Genomic DNA, 16,611 nt, shown 5'->3' on the forward strand with positions numbered 1-16,611 from the left:
TTCGGTGTAGCGATCCGTTCAGCACCCGTCATCCGACCGAGCTTCGCTCGGCCAGCTTCTCCCACAGGGGGGAGAAGGGAAGAAGCTCCCTCTGGCAACGCTGCCGCTCTTCGGCTAGCTTTCAGGATAATCCGGGCGATAGCGGTGAACCTTTTTGGGCCGATCAGCGACAGAGCAGAAAGGAGCCAGGCGGCTCGACCGGCCATGACGGCAGCCGCGGAAACCGATCGCGCGCTTGTCGGCCGGGTCGCCAAAGGCGACCGTGCCGCCGTGCGGCTCCTGTTCATGCGCCACCACGCGCGGGTCTACCGCTTCGTGGTGCGCCAGACGGGATCGGAAATGATGGCCGACGATATCGCCAACGAGGTGTTTCTCGAACTCTGGCGCCAGGCGCCCGGCTTCGAGGGGCGCTCGGAAGTCTCGACATGGCTGCTCGGCATCGCCCGCTTCAAGGCGCTGTCGTCGCTGCGCAAGAAAAAGGAAGACTGGATAGACGACGATGACGCGGCCCAGGTCGCCGACGGCGCCGACTCTCCGGAAGTCGTCACCATGAAGGAAGACAAGGGCGCCGCGTTGCGGCGCTTCATCGATGCCTTGCCGGAAGAACACCGCACGGTGATCGACCTTGCCTACTACCACGGACAGTCGGTGAGCGAGATCGGCGAGGTGCTCGGTATCCCGGTCGCCACCGTCAAGACCAGAATGTTCTACGCCCGCAAGAAACTCGGCGAGGCCCTCAAGGCCGCCGGTTACGACAGGGGGTGGCCATGAGCGCCGCTGAAAAGATGTCGCGCCGCGATGAAATGGAAACGCTGCTGCCCTTCTATCTGAATGGCTCGCTGGAAGGCGCAGAGCTCGAAGCCGTCGAGGAATGGCTGGCGACCGACCCGGCAGCGCTTGCCGCACTCGGCGAGGCCGAAGCCGAATTCTCCGGCACCGCTGCATCCAATGAGGCGATCCGTCCGCCGGCCGATGCGCTCAGCCGATTCGCCCGGGCGCTCGACGCCGAGGCCGGTCCAGCGCGCGCGCCGGCGGCCTCCTGGCTGGCGCAAGCGTGGTGCCGCTTCACGGCAGTTCCCGCCGGCGTCGCCTGGGCTGCGGCCGCGGCTCTGCTGGCGCTTGTTTTGGTGCAGTCGTTTGAGCGGCTCGGCGGCATCGACAGCGATTTCGAAATTGCCGGCCAGCAAGGCGATCTTGCGAAAATGCCGTTCGCGCTGGTCACGTTAAAGCCGGATGCGAAGATGGCCGACATTGTCGCTTTTCTTGGCGAGCACCAGCTGAAGATTGCCGGCGGCCCGACCGCCGAAGGTGTCTTCCGTCTTGGCATCCCGGCCGCGACCGTAGCCGACTATGAAAAAGTGCTCGGCCTGATCGCCGCCCAGCCGTTTGCAGAGGCTGTGGTCGAGGGAAGGAAACCGGTCGATGGCGGCTAGGGCGGTCATCCGATTTGCGGCGCTGCTTGTGGCGGCGATGATAATCGGCGCTGCACCTGCCCTGGCGCAGACCAATGATCCGAACCTTACGCAGACTGAAATCGACTGCCTCAACCGAGGGGCGACGGCGGCCGACTGCATCAAACGCGACACAGAGGATGGCAGCGGCGAAAGGCCCGGTGCAGGTTCCGCCGCGACAAATGCAGTGTTTCTTCCCGCGCTGATCGTCGACCTGTTCCCAAATCCTGTCGGCGGCGGCCAGGCGCCGCTGCCGACGCCCGATCCGCGCCGCGATCCGGCCAGCGGTGCGTTGCCGCCGCCGGTCCCGCCTGCCGGTGCGACAGCGATACAAGCCGCTGCTGCCGGCGGGCCGATCGTTTCGCCCAGCGATCTGGTCGCGGCCGAGCCGCCGCGCGCCGTCGTCGGTGATTTCGTGCCGGACGAGGTGCTGGTGACGGTGGAGGGCGACGCCGTCCAGCAGATCGCCGCCTCCTTTGGCCTCGAGGTGCGCTCGCAGCGCCAGTCTCAGTTGCTCGGCGCCACGCTGGTGCGCTTCGGCATTCGCGATGGCCGCCCGGTCGGCGTCGTGCTGGCACAGCTTGCCGCCGCCGGCCGCGCTTTGCGGCGCGAGCCCAACCATATCTATTCGCTGCAGCAGGCAGCCAGCATCGTCAACTATGCCTTCGAGCGCATCGCGCTCGATGCGAAAGAGGCGAGCGGCGAGAATGTTCGCGTCGCCGTCATCGATACCGCCGTCGACGACACCAATCCAGCACTCTCCGGCGTCATCGCCGATCAGTTCGACGCCATGCCCGACGTGCCGGTCAAGGCGCGCGATCACGGCACCTCGATCGACGGCCTGATCGCCGGCGTCGGCGCGCTCAAAGGCATGGCGCCGGGCGCCAGGATCTACCACGCCCGCGCCTTCGAGGGCGGCAAATCGACGATGGACGTCATTCTTGCGGCGCTCGACTGGGCGGCGGAGCAGGACGTCCGCATCATCAATATGAGCTTCGTCGGCCCGAAGAACGACCTGCTCGGCGTCGCCTGCCGCAATGCTCGCGCCTTGGGCATCGTGCTGGTCGCCGCCGCCGGCAACAACGGACCGAAGGCGCCCTACGGCTACCCGGCCGCCTTCGACGGCGTCATCGCGGTGACCGCCACCGATGCCAAAGACGGGCTGATGCAGCAGGCCAATCGCGGCGCCTACGTCTTCCTCTCCGCTCCCGGCGTCGAGATGGTGGCGCCGAGCGGCGCCGGTTCTGATGTGGTCACCGGCACCTCGTTTGCCGCAGCGGTCGTCACCGGCGCGATCGCCAATCTGCTGCATACCGCACCCGACCGTTCCGCCGACTGGGTCGAGAAAGCGCTGGCCGCCACGGCAAGGGATCTCGGCCCCAAGGGGCGGGACAATGATTTCGGCTATGGCCTGTTGGATATCAGGGCGGCCGAGGCGGCGAAGCAGTAAGTCCGCGTAGGAGGTAAAGCGATGAGGGGCGGCGCGAAGCACCCCCCTCTGTCCTGCCGGACAGAGGGGGCGAACCGCGATGTCGTATTTCCCGGTACCCGCCAACATTTGACCCCTTACGGCGGTGCGCCGGCGACCGATCCCCTGATGACCAGGTCGACCGGCCAGACTTCGCCGCGGGCGCCCTCCTCCGATCCGGAAATCCGCGCCGCCAGCCGCTCGGCGATACGAGCGCCGGCCAGGCGGATCGACGAACGCGTCGTCGACAACGGCACCGAAAAATTCTCCGGCTTCAGCCAGGGGAAGACGTCGTCGTGGGCGATCAGCGACAGGTCGCCCGGAATGGTCAGGCCGAGATCGCGCACCGCGCGCACGACGCCGAGCGCCATGATCAGGCTGGAGCAGGCGATCGCGGTCGGCGCATCGCTGCGCTCGAGCAACCGTCTGGCGGCGCGGTAGCCGTTCTCCTCGGTCATGGCGAGGGAACAGACATCGCCTTCGCCAAGCACCAGACCGCTTGCCGCCAGCGCCCGGCGCACGCCACGCTCGCGGTGAATGGCGAAGGTCTCGCGGCCGTCGCCGTTGATCAGCGCCAGCCGCCGGTGACCGAGCTGGACGAGCAACCGTGCCGCCTCGTGGAAGGCGCCCTCATTGTCGATGTCGGTGAAAGGGTAATCGAAATCGAGGCCTTCACTGCGGCCATGGACGATAAAGGGGATGCCGAGCGTGCTGACCAGCATCACCCGCCGGTCGGCCGGCCTCGGCGAGGAGATGTAGACGGCGTCGACCTGCCGGTTGGCGACGATGCGCCGATAGGTCGTCTCCTGATCGTCGGCACCGGCGGGGGACAGCACCAGGTCGAGTTCGTGCGAACGGGCGTAGTCGCCGAGACCGGAGAGGAATTCGACGAAATGCGGGTCGATGTCGACGGCCGCCCCGGTCGGCAAGACATAACCGATCATCCCGGTCTTGCCGGTAGCCAGCCGACGCGCGCTCGGGTTGGGGCGATAGCCGTGGCGCTTGGCGGCGTCGATCACCCGCCGGCGCGTTTCCTCGTTAACTTCCGGGTAGCCGTTCAGCGCGCGGCTTACCGTCGTCTGCGAAAGCGCCAGCATGTGGGAAAGCTGTTTGAGGTTCACCGGAGGCCTCCAAGCCTCAAAGCGCTTTAACTATGGGTCGCTCGCGCCACGGCGGCAAGCGCTACCGATGCGAAGATCATAAGCACCCTTTCTAACCGGTTTGAAGCAAAATTTGCTGTTGCAGCGCCCAAAATGGTGCTGCAGCGCACTTTGTTTGCTTTTGCGGCCGTGAAATTAAATCGATTAGTTTACCAGCCTCTTGACTTCTGATTAATTCAGTGGCGTGATTGCGAAGACCAAAGCGCTTTGGAAGACTCTTCGAAAGGTTGCGGTTCCCTTCCGAGTGAGTCACAGTCCTGCTGCGTCGGCGGACGGAATGGAGGTTCCGTCCGGTGTCTGTCACCACTGGGAGGGAATACCAATGAGGAAAATGCTTCTGCTGAGCGCCGCCTTTGTGACGCTCGCCCTGGGCGCACCGGCGCAAGCCGAACTGAAGTTCAAGCCGGGCGAAGACCCCCGCTTCAACTGGGCGAATTACGAAGAGCTCAAGAAAGTCGACCTCAAGGGCGAGACGCTGTCGATCTTCGGGCCATGGCGCGGCGAGGACGAGGGCCTCATCCGCACCGTTCTCGACTATTTTTCGGAAGCCACCGGCGCCGAGGTCAAATACTCCTCGTCGGAAAATTACGAACAGCAGATCGTCATCGACACGCAGGCCGGCAGCCCGCCCAACATCGCCGTGCTGCCGCAGCCGGGCCTGATCCAGGACCTGGCGTCCAAGGGCCTGCTGACGCCGCTCGGCGACGACACCGCCAACTGGATCAAGGACAATTACGGCGCCGGCCAGTCATGGGTCGATCTCGGCACCTTCAAGGACAAGGATGGCAAGCCGGGCTTTTTCGCCTTCCCCTACAAGGCCGACGTGAAATCGCTGGTCTGGTACTCGCCGGACAATTTCGAGGAAGCCGACTACGAGGTGCCGAAGACGCAGGAAGAACTCGCCGAGCTCGAAAAGCAGATCATCGCCGACGGCGGCACGCCATGGTGCATCGGGCTCGGGTCGGGCGGCGCCACCGGCTGGCCGGCGACCGACTGGGTCGAGGACATCATGCTGCGCACCCAGACGCCCGAGACCTACGACAAGTGGGTGAAGAACGAGATTCCGTTCAACGACCCCGCGGTGGTCAACGCCATCGACATTTTCGGCAAGATCGCGACCGACGACAAGATGGTCGACGGCGGCGCCAAGGCGGTGGCGGCGACCGATTTTCGCGACAGCCCGAAAGGCCTGTTCTCGGTGCCGCCGAAATGCTATCTGCACCACCAGGCGTCATTCATCCCAACCTTCTTCCCGGAAGGCACCGAGATCGGTCAGGACGCCGACTTCTTCTACTTCCCACCTTACGCTGCCAAGCCCGACCTCGGCACCCCGGTGCTCGGCGCCGGCACGCTGGCCATGATCACCAAGGATAGCAAGAGTGCCCGCGCGTTCATCGAATTCCTGAAGATGCCGCTCGCCCATGAGATCTGGATGGCCCAGGGCGGCTTTGTGACGCCGTTCAAGTCGGTCAACAAGGACGCCTATGCCAGCGACGCGCTGAAGAAGCAGGGCGAAATCCTCGCCGAGGCCTCGACCTTCCGCTTCGACGGGTCCGACCTGATGCCGGGCAAGATCGGCGCCGGCGCCTTCTGGACCGGCATGATCGATCTCGTCGGCGGCAAGTCCGCCCAGGATGTCGCCACCGACATCCAGAAGAGCTGGGACGCGATCAAGTAGGCGGTCCCGGCTGAACGTCCGATCCTGCATCGATCCGGGCCTCGATGGCCTGGATCCGACCGGCGGCCCGCACAGCAGCAATTTTTATGAGCACATTCCGGCATGACGCGCGACCAGCAAGTGCAAAACCCTGCCTTGCATCCGATCGCGTTCCAAATAACTGAATCGGCCTGTGATCGCATCGCCAAAGTCATTCCCGACTGGCGGATCATGCGCAGAGGGAGGGACCTGTGGCGGCTCAGATTTTCTCGGCCATATTCGTCATCGTCGTCGGCGTCGGCGGCTGCGTCGCCTATTTCTGGGGCGCCAACAAACTGGTGGACATCATCTTCCCGTCGCGCGGCGTTGCAGGTGCGGCGGCCATCGACAATCTGCGCCGGCAGGGGATGATCCGGCCGTGGCTGTTCGTCGGCCCGGCCATGATCATCCTCACCATCTACCTGATCTACCCGGTCGTGGAGACGCTCAGGCTGTCGTTCCTCGATCGCGGTGGCGCCAATTTCGTCGGCTTCGCCAACTATGGATGGGCGTTCGGCGACCGCGAATTCCGCACCTCCATCCTCAACAACATCATCTGGCTGGCGGTCGTGCCTGCCGCCTGCACCTTCCTCGGGCTGATCATCGCCGTCCTCACCGACAAGATCTGGTGGGGCACAATCGCCAAGAGCCTCATCTTCCTGCCGCTGGCCATCTCGTTCGTCGGCGCCAGCGTCATCTGGAAATTCATCTACGAATACCGCGGTGCTGGCCAGACGCAGATCGGCCTGCTCAACGCCATCATTCAATATTTCGGCGGCCAGCCGCAGGTCTGGATATCGCTGCCGTTCTGGAACAATTTCTTCCTGATGATCATCCTGATCTGGATCCAGACCGGCTTTGCTATGGTCATCCTGTCCTCTGCCTTGCGGGGCATTCCCGAGGAGACGCTGGAGGCGGCCGTCATCGACGGCGCCAATCCGTTCCAGATCTTCTGGAAGATCATGGTGCCGCAGATATGGGGAACGATCGCCGTCGTCTGGACCACCATCACCATCCTGGTGCTGAAGGTTTTCGACATCGTGCTGACGATGACCAACGGCCAATGGAACAGCCAGGTGCTGGCCAATCTGATGTTCGACTGGATGTTCCGCGGCGGCGGCGATTTCGGCCGTGGCGCCACCATCGCCATCATCATCATGATCGCGGTCATTCCGATCATGATCTGGAACATCCGCCAGGCCAACAAAGAGACGGGAGGACATTGAGATGGCCGTCTCGACCGGAAAGTCCTTTGCCAGCCGTTTCGGCGTCCATATCGCGGTCTTCCTCTTCGTCGCGATCTGGACGATCCCGACGCTCGGCATTCTCGTCTCGTCGCTGCGCGACAAGGACCAGATCATCGCCTCGGGCTGGTGGAACTCGTTCGCCAGTTCCACGCAGACGGAAGCGGGGCGGCTGCCACCCGCCTCGGCGCAAGTCGAGAAGGACGGCAAGTTCGTCCTCGAGGGCAACATCTTCGGCGATGATCCGGCCCGCGACATCAGCGCCTTTGGCGTCAAGTCGTCGGCGCCGACGCAATATCCCGCCGGCACCACAGCCGATCTCGGTGACGGCGAGACCTTGCAGCTCAACCCCGACGGCAGTTTCGTCATGACCTCGACCAAGCCGTTCGAGGGCGAGCGTGGCCAGCGCGTCTACTACGCCTCGTCGGCGCCGCCGAAATTCACCACCGACAATTACAATACGGTGCTGTTTTCGGAAGGTATCGGCCGCTCCTTCATGAATTCGCTGACCGTCACCATTCCGGCGACCGTCATCCCGATCCTGATCGCGGCGTTCGCCGCCTATGCGCTGGCCTGGATGCGCTTTCCCGGCCGGGCGTTGCTCATAGCGGTGATCATCGGGCTCCTGGTCGTGCCGCTGCAGATGTCGCTGATCCCGCTGCTGAAGCTTTACAACGGCGTCGGCAGCTTCTTCGGCGTGCCGTCGAAAACCTATCTCGGCATCTGGCTGGCGCATACCGGCTTCGGCCTGCCGTTCGCCATCTATCTCTTGAGAAGCTACATTGCCGGCCTGCCACGAGAAATCATGGAATCGGCGCGCATCGACGGCGCCAGCGATTTCGAGATCTTCGTCAAGATCGTGCTGCCGCTGTCGTTCCCGGTGCTGGCCTCTTTCGCCATCTTCCAGTTCCTGTGGGTGTGGAACGATCTGCTGGTCGCGATGGTTTTCCTCGGCACCGAGGGCGACCAGATCGTGCTAACCGCCAAGCTCAACGCGTTGCTCGGCTCGCGCGGCGGCGACTGGGAGATCCTGACGACATCGGCCTTCATCACCATTGTCGTGCCGCTGATCGTGTTCTTCTCGCTGCAGCGCTATTTCGTCCGCGGGCTGCTCGCCGGCTCGGTGAAGGGAGGCTGAGATCATGCAATCCGCTGTGAAAGCGACGTTGAGTCCCGACTTCGCCGTCGACCGCGACTGGTGGCGAGGTGCCGTGATCTACCAGATCTATCCGCGCAGCTATCAGGACTCGAACGGCGACGGCATCGGCGACCTCAGGGGCATCATCGGCAGGCTGCCCTATGTCGCGGCGCTCCGCGTCGATGCCATCTGGATCTCGCCGTTCTTCAAGTCGCCGATGAAGGATTTCGGCTACGACGTATCAGACTATTGCGACGTCGATCCGATGTTCGGCACGCTGGCCGATTTCGACGCCCTGACCGCCGAGGCGCACAGGCTCGGGCTCAAGGTGATGATCGACGAGGTGCTGTCGCATACCGCCGACATCCATCCGTGGTTCAAGGAAAGCCGCTCGAGCCGCACCAACCCGAAGGCCGACTGGTATGTCTGGGCCGACGCCAGGCCCGACGGCACGCCACCCAACAACTGGCTGTCGATCTTCGGCGGTTCGGCCTGGCAGTGGGACACCAGCCGCCAGCAATATTACCTGCATAATTTCCTGGCCGAGCAGCCCGATCTCAACTTCCACAGCCGCGCAGTTCAGGACGCGCTGCTCGATGTCACCCGCTTTTGGCTGGAGCGCGGCGTCGACGGTTTCCGCCTCGACACCATCAATTTCTACTTCCACAGCCAGGGCCTCGAGGACAATCCGCCGCTGCCCCCCGAACAGCGCAACGACCAGACCGCTCCTTCCGTCAACCCCTACAACTACCAGGACCATCTCTACGACAAGAGCCGCCCCGAAAACCTTGGCTTCCTCGAACGCTTCCGCGCCCTGCTCGACGAATATCCGGCGACGGCGGCGGTTGGCGAAGTTGGCGATTCGCAGCGCGGACTGGAGGTGGTGGCGGCCTATACCGCCGGCAGCAAGCGCGTGCACATGTGCTATTCATTCGACTTCCTGGCGCCCGAAAAGATCAGCGCGGCAAAGGTGCGTTCGGTGCTGGAAGCCTTTGGCGAGGTCGCCAGCGACGGCTGGTCGTGTTGGGCCTTCTCCAACCACGACGTGATGCGCACTGCCTCGCGCTGGGCGGCCGGCGAGGCCGACCAGACCGCTTATCTCAAGGTGATCTCGGCGCTGCTGATGTCGCTGCGCGGCTCGGTTTGCATCTACCAGGGCGAGGAACTCGGTCTTGGCGAAGCGGAATTGCAATTCGAGGATCTGCAGGACCCCTACGGCATCCGGTTCTGGCCGGAATTCAAGGGCCGCGACGGCTGCCGCACGCCGATGGTCTGGAATGGCGCCGACGGCAATGGCGGCTTCTCCACGGCAAAGCCCTGGCTGCCCGTGCCTGCCAAGCACCTTTCGCAGGCGGTCGATGTGCAGCAGGGCGACGACAACTCGCTGCTCGAACACTACCGGCGCTTTCTCGCTTTCCGCCACCTGTATCCGGCGCTGGCCAAGGGCGAGATCGAGTTCATCGAAAGCCAGGGCGATACGGTCGCCTTCACGCGCCGCGAGGGCAATGAGCAGATCGTCTGCGCCTTCAATCTCGGCAGCCGACCGGCCGAAGTCAATCTCGGCGGACGCTCGCTGCAGCCCTTGCCGGGGCACGGGTTTTCGGGACAGACTGACGCCGGCTTTATCCGCCTCGGCGGCTACGGCGCCTGGTTCGGGCGTATCGACTGAATTTGCAATTCACTGGAGGGAACCCATGGCCGATGTCACGCTAAGGCAAGTGAAGAAATCATACGGCAATCTCAACATTCTCCATGGCATCGACCTCGACATAAAGTCGGGCGAGTTCATCGTCTTCGTCGGCCCTTCGGGCTGTGGCAAGTCGACCTTGCTGCGGTCGATCGCCGGGCTTGAGGAAATCACCTCCGGCGAGCTCAAGATCGACGGCGAGGTGGTGAACGACGTGCCGCCGTCGAAGCGCGGCATCGCCATGGTGTTCCAGTCCTATGCGCTCTATCCGCACATGACTGTCTACGACAACATGGCGTTCTCGATGAAGATCGGCAAGGAGAGCAAGGCCGAGATCGACAAGCGGGTGCGCCAGGCGGCGGAAATCCTGCAGCTGACCAAATATCTCGACCGCCTGCCCAAGGCGATGTCGGGCGGCCAGCGCCAGCGCGTCGCCATCGGCCGCGCCATCGTGCGCAACCCCAAGGTCTTCCTGTTCGACGAGCCGCTGTCGAACCTCGACGCGGCGCTGCGCGTCGCCACCCGCATCGAGATCGCCAAGCTCAAGGAATCGATGCCTGCTACAACGATGATCTACGTCACCCACGACCAGGTCGAGGCGATGACGCTGGCCGACCGCATCGTGGTGCTCAAGGAGGGCCATATCGAGCAGGTCGGCACGCCGATGGAGCTCTACAAGAGACCCGGCAATCTGTTCGTCGCCCAGTTCATCGGCTCGCCGGCCATGAACATCCTGCCGGCGACGATCGACAAATCAGGCGACCCGACCATCGTCAGTCATGTCGGCGGGCGCAAGGCGACGGTGCCGATCGCCACGCCGGCGTCGGTGAAGGGCGCTGCGGTGAGCTTCGGCGTGCGGCCGGAAGATCTGACGATCGCCACCGGTGCGGATTATCTTTTCGAGGGAACGGTGGATTATGTCGAGCAACTCGGCGAGGTCCAGCTCGTCTATGTCGACATCGGCCGCGCCGACCTGCCGCTGGTCACCAAGCTGCCAGGCAATGTCGGGGTCAAGCGCGGCGCTGCGCTGCGCTTGAATGCCGATGCCGGCGACCTGCATATTTTCGATGCCGACGGACATTCATTCACGCTCCACAAAGCGGAAGCAAAGGCAGCCTGAGAGCAGCAGCCGAACTGATGGATGTTTGGTGACCCAAAAACGAGAGCGGCGGGCAAGCCGCCACTCTTGTGCGTTCCGGTCGCTGTTAGTGAGACGTGCGTCCAAGTGGACGCACAAAGGTACGCTCCAACACTTTAAACCTGCGCATCGTGCTTTCCGAGAATCGGAACCGATTTTCGGGCCGATGCGCTAGCGGCCGAACAGGTTCCGGTCGCTGCCCTGCGGGGCGGACTTCTGTACGTCGCCCGACGAGTTGAGCAGCTTGTAGACCGGCGAGCCGGTATTGCGTACCGAAGAAGTCTGCGTGTTGTCGACGTTGATGGTCGCCTGCTTGTTGATGTCGGTTCTGCCAAAGTTGTCGCTACCGGCAAAAGCGCCGCCCGCAGCAATCAAAAGCGCGGCGGCGGTAAGAACGATCTTCTTCATTTTCAAAACTCCTGGATTTTCTTGGTTCCGCCAGCCCGGCGGGCAAATGCCGCCGCCGCTGTTGGAACGCACTGTTAGTTGTTGCCGAACAGGTTACGGTCGCTGCCGTTGACGGGTTTCTCGTCAGCCGGAACCGGATTCTGCGCCGAAGCCGAATTCCGAATCGAAGCCGTGTACGAGTTGCTGTCGACCGCAGCGGCCGGCTGGTTGGCGCCGTTCGATCCAAAGTTGTCGCTGCCGGCAAAAGCGCTGCCGGAGATGGCCACAATGGCGGCGGTGGCAAGAATGAGCTTCTTCATTTCAAATACTCCTGAGTTCCTCAGATCCCGAGTGGCGGACCGCCACTTTGCTGTTTGGGACCAGCTGCTAATTGTTGCCGAAAAGGTTGCGGTCGGCGCCCTGGCCAACGGGCTGCTTTTCAGCGTGAGCCGGCGTCTGGACAGAGGCAGTATACGAGCTGTCGACCGAAGCAGTCGGCTGGTTGGCGGCGTCGGACCCATAATGGTCGCTGCCGGCAAAGGCGCTGCCGGTGATGGCCAGAACGGCGACGGCAGCAAGAGCGATCTTTTTCATTTTAGTACTCCAGTATCTTGGTCTTCAGTCCGTCTAGCGGCGTGTCTTGGGAGGATGCGCGCGTCGTTCGGACAGCCCCGATGTGGGAAGGCCATTCGGCGGATTCCAATCACGAAGTTGTTCCGTGTGGACCAAGAATCTACACCTTGAAATTGTGCCAGAGGCATCTACTACCATGGTTTTATGGTTCGTTTTCAATATCTTATTCAAAATTAGCCATTCATGATTTGACGGATTGGCGGATCTGCGTTCACAGCATGCTGTACGCATTGTCAACAGAAACGAACCGTTCGGTTCGATTTTAGAAGCGGCTAATAGTCACTTTTGTAAACTGTTAACCTTCCTGGTCTCCGCCGCGGGTCGGATTCGATGTCACGGCAGCCGACAATGGCCGCCGACAAAGTGGGGTTTCAGCCCTGCAGATATAAACCTGCAGGTTTCGCCGGCGGTGTCGCGCCGCATGGATACGATGTCGCTTTCATGCCGGCAGTCAGCCGGCCGGCATGATTAGATCACGCCATCTCAGGTGCCGCTTGGTGACGACGAAGCGGAGAATTGGGAAGCCGGTCAGAACCCGGCGCTGCCCCCGCAACGGTGGTGGAGTTCAAGTCGCAACGGGAGACCACTGGGCCACAAGCCTGGGAAGGTGTCGCGACGAGTCCGCAAGGACACTCCAGAGCCCGGAAACCAGCCCGAGATTTTCAGACTCGACTGATCGCGGTGGGCGGTCAAGAGGTGGATGATGCACGTCCGGCCCTGTCGCCGGCGTGCAAACGGTCCTCCCTCCATCACCACCAGTTCAGTCCTTACACGAGGACAGGACATGGACGCGCGCAACGACATGCTGAGGCTCTTGCACGGCCGCAGGCAAGGCTATTCGCTCGAGCAGCCCTTCTACACCGATCCAGATTTCTTCAAGCTCGACATGGAGCTGATCTGGTATCGCGACTGGCTGTTCATCGGCCACGATTGCGAGTTGCCGAAAGCTGGCAGCTATATCACCGCCCAGATCGGCGACTATCCGGTCGTGCTGGTCCGCGACCAGCAAGGCAAGATCAATGCCTTCCACAATTCCTGCCGGCATCGCGGCAGCCGTGTCTGCAATGCCGACAAGGGCACTGCGGCGAAGCTGGTCTGCCCCTATCACCAGTGGACCTACGAGCTGGACGGCCGGCTGTTGTTTGCTCGCCAGATGGCAGACGGCTTCGACAAGAGCCAGTTCAGCCTGAAGCCGGTGGCTTGCGAAAGCGTTGCCGGCTACATCTTTATCTGCCTGGCCAACGAGCCGGCCGACTTCGCGCCGATGCGCGCCATGATCGAGCCTTACCTGCTGCCGCACCGGCTGCGCGAGGCAAAAATCGCCTTCGAATCGACCATCGTCGAGAAGGGCAACTGGAAGCTCGTCTGGGAGAACAACCGCGAGTGCTACCATTGCGCCGGCAACCATCCGGAACTCTGCAAGACATTCCCGGAAGCGCCGACCGTGACCGGCGTGCAGGGCGCCGACAGCGATCCAGAGATGCTCGCGCACTGGGCGAAATGCGAGGCGGCGGGCTTGCCGAGCAAGTTCCGCATCGATCCGGCCGGGCAGTATCGCGCCACCCGCGCGCCGCTGCTGCGCGACGCCGTCAGCTACACGATGACGGGACGACGCGCGGTGAAGAAGAACCTTTCCGACAGCGTTTCGACCGACCGTATCGGCTCGCTGCTGCTCTATCACTATCCGACGAGTTGGAACCATATCCTCGGTGATCATGCCGTCACCTTCCGCGTGCTGCCGATCAGTGCCACGGGAACGGCCGTCACCACCAAATGGCTTGTCCACAAGGACGCGGTCGAAGGCGTCGATTACGACCTCGCCGAACTCACCCATGTCTGGACCGAGACCAACGACCAGGACCGTCGCATTGTCGAGGAAAACGCCTTCGGCATCCTGTCGCCGGCCTATGAGCCCGGCCCCTATTCGGAACTGCATGAGGGCGGCGTCATCCAGTTCGTCGAATGGTACGCCTCCTTCATCGGGCCGCGCCTTGCCGAGGCCGGGCGGCCGGCGCTGCGCAGCGTCGCCTGAACGAGGTCAAGGGGATGAATGCGATGACTGACCTTGGCCTCTACCGCCATCTCGACGAGATGGCGCCCTGGAACGACAGGCTCCAGGTGCTGGAAGTCATCGGCGTCAGCGACGAGGCGCCTGACGTGAAGACCTTCACCTTCCGCTCTGACAACCAGACCTGGTTCCGCTACAGACCGGGGCAGTTCGTGACGCTGGAACTGCCGACCACCGAGGGCCCGATGATGCGGACCTATACGCTGTCGTCCTCGCCGTCGAGGCCGTTCTCGATCGCGGTGACGGTGAAAGCGCAGGCCGGCAGCCTCGGCACCCGCTGGATGTTCGACAATCTGAAGCCCGGCGTTCACGTGAAGGCCTATGGGCCGGCGGGCGACTTTTCGCTGCACAGCCATCCAGCGGCCAAGTATCTGTTCATTTCGGCCGGCTCAGGCGTGACGCCGATGATGTCGATGCTGCGCTGGCTGAACGACTGCGCGCCATGGACAGATGTCGGCTTCGTCAACTGCGCGCGAAAGCCCGAGGAGATCATCTTCCGCAAGGAGCTCGAGCTGCTCGGCAGCCGCATGCCGGGCCTGACGCTCGGCTTCATGATCGAGGAACGGTCCAGCCGTGAGGGCTGGTTCGGCCATATGGGCCGGATCGACGCGATACGGCTGCCGCTGCTGGCGCCCGATTTTCGCGAGCGCGAAATTTTCTGCTGCGGCCCCGACCCCTTCATGCGCGCCGTGCGGCAGATGCTGGAGGCAGCCGGCTTCGACATGGCCAACTACCATCAGGAGAGCTTTGCGGCCCCGGCGGTGGAGGAAATACCGGCTCCGTTCGGTTCGCCGGCAGAGGGTGGGCCGGCAGAGGGCGGGATCGAGGTACCTGCCGAGGCCGCAACGCCGATCCGCTTTTCGCTTTCGGATATTGATGCCGAATGCGTTGCCGGCCAGACCGTGCTGCAGACGGCGCGCGCTTCGGGCGTACGCATCCCCGCAGCCTGCGAGTTCGGCCTGTGCGGAACCTGCAAGGTGAAAAAGGTCTCGGGCACGGTCGAGATGAGCCACAATGGCGGCATCCTCGATCACGAGATCGACGACGGCTTCATCCTTGCCTGCTGTTCGAAGCCGCTGACGGCGCTCGAGATCGACGCCTGACCGGGGAGCTTAAACTCCGTAGCGCTCGGTGCGGATGAGGCTTGCCGGCACACCGGCATCGATCAGCGCCTGGGCGGCGGCCGAGACGAACGCATTCGAGCCGCAGACAAAGGCGAACCTTGGCGGCGCGGGCAGCCGCAGCATCGATTGCTCCATCATCGCGGCATCGACCCGCCGCGAATAGTCTGACGGGCGCCGGGCGGCCTCGCGGGTCAGCGCCAACACCAGGTCGAAGCCGTCCCGGCGATCGTGGAAGTCGATCAGCTCGTCGCGAAAGATCACCTCGTCCCATACCCGTGCGGAAAATACCAATGCCACGGGCACCGCCGATCTGCGCGCGGCGCGATGGCGGATCATCGCCATCAGCGGTACCACGCCGGACCCGCCGCCGACCAGCAGAAGCGGGCCGCCGTCGCTGTCGGACCAGACGAAGTGGCCACCGAGCGGTCCGCGCAACTCGACCTCGTCGCCAACCGCCGCGATATCGTGGAAGAAGGGCGAGATCTCGCCATCATCGAGCCTTTCGATCGCCAGCTCGATCGTCTCGCCGGCTTCCGGCGCCGAGGCGATTGAGTAGGAGCGGCGCGCCTGATAGCCGTCCGGCGCCGTCAGCCTGACATCGACATGCTGCCCGGCACGATAGGCGAAGGGCCGCGACGGCTGGAGGAAAAAGCTGGTGACGCGCGGCGTGCGCTTTTCGATGCGGGCGATGGTCACCGGCTGCCAGGGCGACTGCGCCGCCGGCGCGTCGCTCATGGATCGCCCGTATAGCGCTGCTCGCGCCACGGGTCGCCATAGATGTGATAGCCGCGCAGCTCCCAGAAGCCGGGCTCGTCGCGCTCGGTGAACTGCAGGCCGTTCAGCCATTTGGCCGACTTCCAGAAATAGAGATGCGGAACCAGCAGCCGCGCCGGGCCGCCATGGTCCGGCGTGATCGGCTTGCCTTCGTAAAGCAGCGCAACCATCGCCTTGCCGGCAGTGAGATCCTGCGTCGGCACATTGGTTGTATAGCCGTCGAAGGACAGCGCCAGCGTGAAGGCCGTCGGTGGCTCGATACCGGCATCCGCCAGAATATCGTCGACCAGCACGCCTTGCCACGCCGTGTCGAACTTGGTCCACGCGGTGACACAATGGATGTCGCGGGTCATCTTGGTCAAAGGCAGCGCGTTGAACTCTGTCCAGTTCCACGTCTTGATCGGCCGCGGTCCGTGCTTGAGCGTGAACGACCAGTCCTCGGTGCGCACAGGCGGCGTCGGCCCGGCCGACAGCACCGGAAACCCTTGCTCGAGATACTGCCCCGGCGGGATACGCGCATCCGCATCCGTCGGGGGCTTTCGTCCTGAAGAGAAGCCGCGGGTGACCATCGAGACAATCCGTTACAATCCGTTTGCATCAGGCCGCCTGTCGGCCTTCACCCAATGTTGTCAAAGATACTCTG

Annotated in this window: 16 protein-coding genes and 1 riboswitch; of the genes, 10 read left to right on the top strand and 6 right to left on the bottom strand. The window is 63.3% G+C overall.

Annotation, left to right across the window (positions count from 1 at the left end; all coding sequences use genetic code 11):
• Positions 1-204 precede the first annotated feature (204 nt).
• From AC0L18_RS13320 to AC0L18_RS13330, 3 genes are read left to right on the top strand one after another with little or no spacing between them, the layout of a single operon-like run.
• Positions 205-771, top strand: coding sequence for a sigma-70 family RNA polymerase sigma factor (locus AC0L18_RS13320; RefSeq protein WP_027151444.1), 567 nt, complete (start codon positions 205-207; stop codon positions 769-771).
• Positions 768-1,433 carry an anti-sigma factor gene (locus AC0L18_RS13325; RefSeq protein ID WP_473492668.1) on the top strand — a complete coding sequence of 222 codons (666 nt, stop codon included), beginning with the start codon at positions 768-770 and terminating at the stop codon, positions 1,431-1,433. Before AC0L18_RS13320 ends, AC0L18_RS13325 begins: the two co-directional genes overlap by 4 nt.
• On the top strand, positions 1,423-2,901 hold the full coding sequence (locus tag AC0L18_RS13330) for a S8 family serine peptidase (protein ID WP_473492670.1): 1,479 nt from the start codon (positions 1,423-1,425) through the stop codon (positions 2,899-2,901). The genes AC0L18_RS13325 and AC0L18_RS13330 overlap by 11 nt, the downstream gene beginning before the upstream one ends.
• A 116-nt stretch (positions 2,902-3,017) precedes the next feature.
• Here AC0L18_RS13330 and AC0L18_RS13335 read toward each other — a convergent pair whose 3' ends face one another.
• Positions 3,018-4,040: a substrate-binding domain-containing protein gene (locus tag AC0L18_RS13335; RefSeq protein ID WP_473492671.1), complete on the bottom strand. Its 1,023-nt coding sequence runs from the start codon at positions 4,038-4,040 to the stop codon at positions 3,018-3,020.
• Positions 4,041-4,401: 361 nt separating this feature from the next.
• On the opposite strand from AC0L18_RS13335, the gene AC0L18_RS13340 reads away from it, so the two are divergent.
• The 5 genes from AC0L18_RS13340 (at position 4,402) to AC0L18_RS13360 (ending at position 10,964) form a co-directional block, all read left to right on the top strand.
• Positions 4,402-5,757, top strand: coding sequence for an ABC transporter substrate-binding protein (locus AC0L18_RS13340; RefSeq protein WP_473492672.1), 1,356 nt, complete (start codon positions 4,402-4,404; stop codon positions 5,755-5,757).
• Positions 5,758-5,987: 230 nt separating this feature from the next.
• Positions 5,988-7,001 (top strand): carbohydrate ABC transporter permease, encoded by a 1,014-nt coding sequence (locus AC0L18_RS13345; RefSeq protein ID WP_473492674.1) that lies wholly within the window; start codon positions 5,988-5,990, stop codon positions 6,999-7,001.
• Position 7,002: 1 nt separating this feature from the next.
• Positions 7,003-8,157: a carbohydrate ABC transporter permease gene (locus AC0L18_RS13350; RefSeq protein WP_027151438.1), complete on the top strand. Its 1,155-nt coding sequence runs from the start codon at positions 7,003-7,005 to the stop codon at positions 8,155-8,157.
• Between the two features lie 4 nt (positions 8,158-8,161).
• The gene (gene bglA, locus AC0L18_RS13355) at positions 8,162-9,826 is read left to right on the top strand and encodes a beta-galactosidase BglA (protein WP_473492675.1); all 1,665 of its coding nucleotides are present in this window, start codon (positions 8,162-8,164) and stop codon (positions 9,824-9,826) included.
• Between the two features lie 25 nt (positions 9,827-9,851).
• Positions 9,852-10,964, top strand: coding sequence for an ABC transporter ATP-binding protein (locus tag AC0L18_RS13360; protein WP_473492676.1), 1,113 nt, complete (start codon positions 9,852-9,854; stop codon positions 10,962-10,964).
• Positions 10,965-11,153: 189 nt separating this feature from the next.
• On the opposite strand, the gene AC0L18_RS13365 is transcribed toward AC0L18_RS13360, so the two are convergent.
• From AC0L18_RS13365 to AC0L18_RS13375, 3 genes are all read right to left on the bottom strand, one after another.
• A complete protein-coding gene (locus tag AC0L18_RS13365; RefSeq protein WP_023796852.1) occupies positions 11,154-11,390 on the bottom strand; it encodes a DUF680 domain-containing protein in 237 nt (78 codons plus the stop codon).
• A 74-nt stretch (positions 11,391-11,464) separates the two neighbouring features.
• A complete protein-coding gene (locus tag AC0L18_RS13370; RefSeq protein WP_023796853.1) occupies positions 11,465-11,689 on the bottom strand; it encodes a DUF680 domain-containing protein in 225 nt (74 codons plus the stop codon).
• Positions 11,690-11,756: 67 nt separating this feature from the next.
• A complete protein-coding gene (locus AC0L18_RS13375) occupies positions 11,757-11,963 on the bottom strand; it encodes a DUF680 domain-containing protein (protein ID WP_473492677.1) in 207 nt (68 codons plus the stop codon).
• 507 nt (positions 11,964-12,470) lie between these two features.
• A riboswitch (cobalamin riboswitch) is annotated at positions 12,471-12,673 on the top strand.
• 113 nt (positions 12,674-12,786) lie between these two features.
• Between AC0L18_RS13375 and AC0L18_RS13380 the strand changes: the two genes are divergently transcribed.
• Together AC0L18_RS13380 and AC0L18_RS13385 are read left to right on the top strand one after the other, a co-directional pair.
• Positions 12,787-14,034: an aromatic ring-hydroxylating oxygenase subunit alpha gene (locus AC0L18_RS13380; RefSeq protein WP_473492679.1), complete on the top strand. Its 1,248-nt coding sequence runs from the start codon at positions 12,787-12,789 to the stop codon at positions 14,032-14,034.
• Between the two features lie 23 nt (positions 14,035-14,057).
• On the top strand, positions 14,058-15,173 hold the full coding sequence (locus AC0L18_RS13385) for an FAD-binding oxidoreductase (protein ID WP_473492681.1): 1,116 nt from the start codon (positions 14,058-14,060) through the stop codon (positions 15,171-15,173).
• Positions 15,174-15,182: 9 nt separating this feature from the next.
• Here the strand turns inward: AC0L18_RS13385 and AC0L18_RS13390 are convergent, their stop codons facing one another.
• Together AC0L18_RS13390 and AC0L18_RS13395 are read right to left on the bottom strand one after the other, a co-directional pair.
• Positions 15,183-15,929, bottom strand: coding sequence for an FAD-binding oxidoreductase (locus tag AC0L18_RS13390; RefSeq protein WP_473492682.1), 747 nt, complete (start codon positions 15,927-15,929; stop codon positions 15,183-15,185).
• Positions 15,926-16,537: a molybdopterin-dependent oxidoreductase gene (locus AC0L18_RS13395; RefSeq protein ID WP_128170384.1), complete on the bottom strand. Its 612-nt coding sequence runs from the start codon at positions 16,535-16,537 to the stop codon at positions 15,926-15,928. The genes AC0L18_RS13390 and AC0L18_RS13395 overlap by 4 nt, the downstream gene beginning before the upstream one ends.
• Between the last annotated feature and the right edge of the window lie 74 nt (positions 16,538-16,611).

Source organism: Mesorhizobium sp. WSM4819, from assembly GCF_055811215.1.

Bases quoted from the DNA above. Each gene is read 5' to 3' on its own strand.
- AC0L18_RS13320 (WP_027151444.1), top strand. From the start codon at position 205: ATGACGGCAGCCGCGGAAACCGATCGCGCGCTTGTCGGCCGGGTCGCC.
- AC0L18_RS13325 (WP_473492668.1), top strand. From the start codon at position 768: ATGAGCGCCGCTGAAAAGATGTCGCGCCGCGATGAAATGGAAACGCTG.
- AC0L18_RS13330 (WP_473492670.1), top strand. From the start codon at position 1,423: ATGGCGGCTAGGGCGGTCATCCGATTTGCGGCGCTGCTTGTGGCGGCG.
- AC0L18_RS13340 (WP_473492672.1), top strand. From the start codon at position 4,402: ATGAGGAAAATGCTTCTGCTGAGCGCCGCCTTTGTGACGCTCGCCCTG.
- AC0L18_RS13350 (WP_027151438.1), top strand. From the start codon at position 7,003: ATGGCCGTCTCGACCGGAAAGTCCTTTGCCAGCCGTTTCGGCGTCCAT.
- bglA (WP_473492675.1), top strand. From the start codon at position 8,162: ATGCAATCCGCTGTGAAAGCGACGTTGAGTCCCGACTTCGCCGTCGAC.
- AC0L18_RS13360 (WP_473492676.1), top strand. From the start codon at position 9,852: ATGGCCGATGTCACGCTAAGGCAAGTGAAGAAATCATACGGCAATCTC.
- AC0L18_RS13365 (WP_023796852.1), bottom strand. From the start codon at position 11,390: ATGAAGAAGATCGTTCTTACCGCCGCCGCGCTTTTGATTGCTGCGGGC.
- AC0L18_RS13370 (WP_023796853.1), bottom strand. From the start codon at position 11,689: ATGAAGAAGCTCATTCTTGCCACCGCCGCCATTGTGGCCATCTCCGGC.
- AC0L18_RS13375 (WP_473492677.1), bottom strand. From the start codon at position 11,963: ATGAAAAAGATCGCTCTTGCTGCCGTCGCCGTTCTGGCCATCACCGGC.
- AC0L18_RS13380 (WP_473492679.1), top strand. From the start codon at position 12,787: ATGGACGCGCGCAACGACATGCTGAGGCTCTTGCACGGCCGCAGGCAA.
- AC0L18_RS13385 (WP_473492681.1), top strand. From the start codon at position 14,058: ATGACTGACCTTGGCCTCTACCGCCATCTCGACGAGATGGCGCCCTGG.
- AC0L18_RS13390 (WP_473492682.1), bottom strand. From the start codon at position 15,929: ATGAGCGACGCGCCGGCGGCGCAGTCGCCCTGGCAGCCGGTGACCATC.
- AC0L18_RS13395 (WP_128170384.1), bottom strand. From the start codon at position 16,537: ATGGTCACCCGCGGCTTCTCTTCAGGACGAAAGCCCCCGACGGATGCG.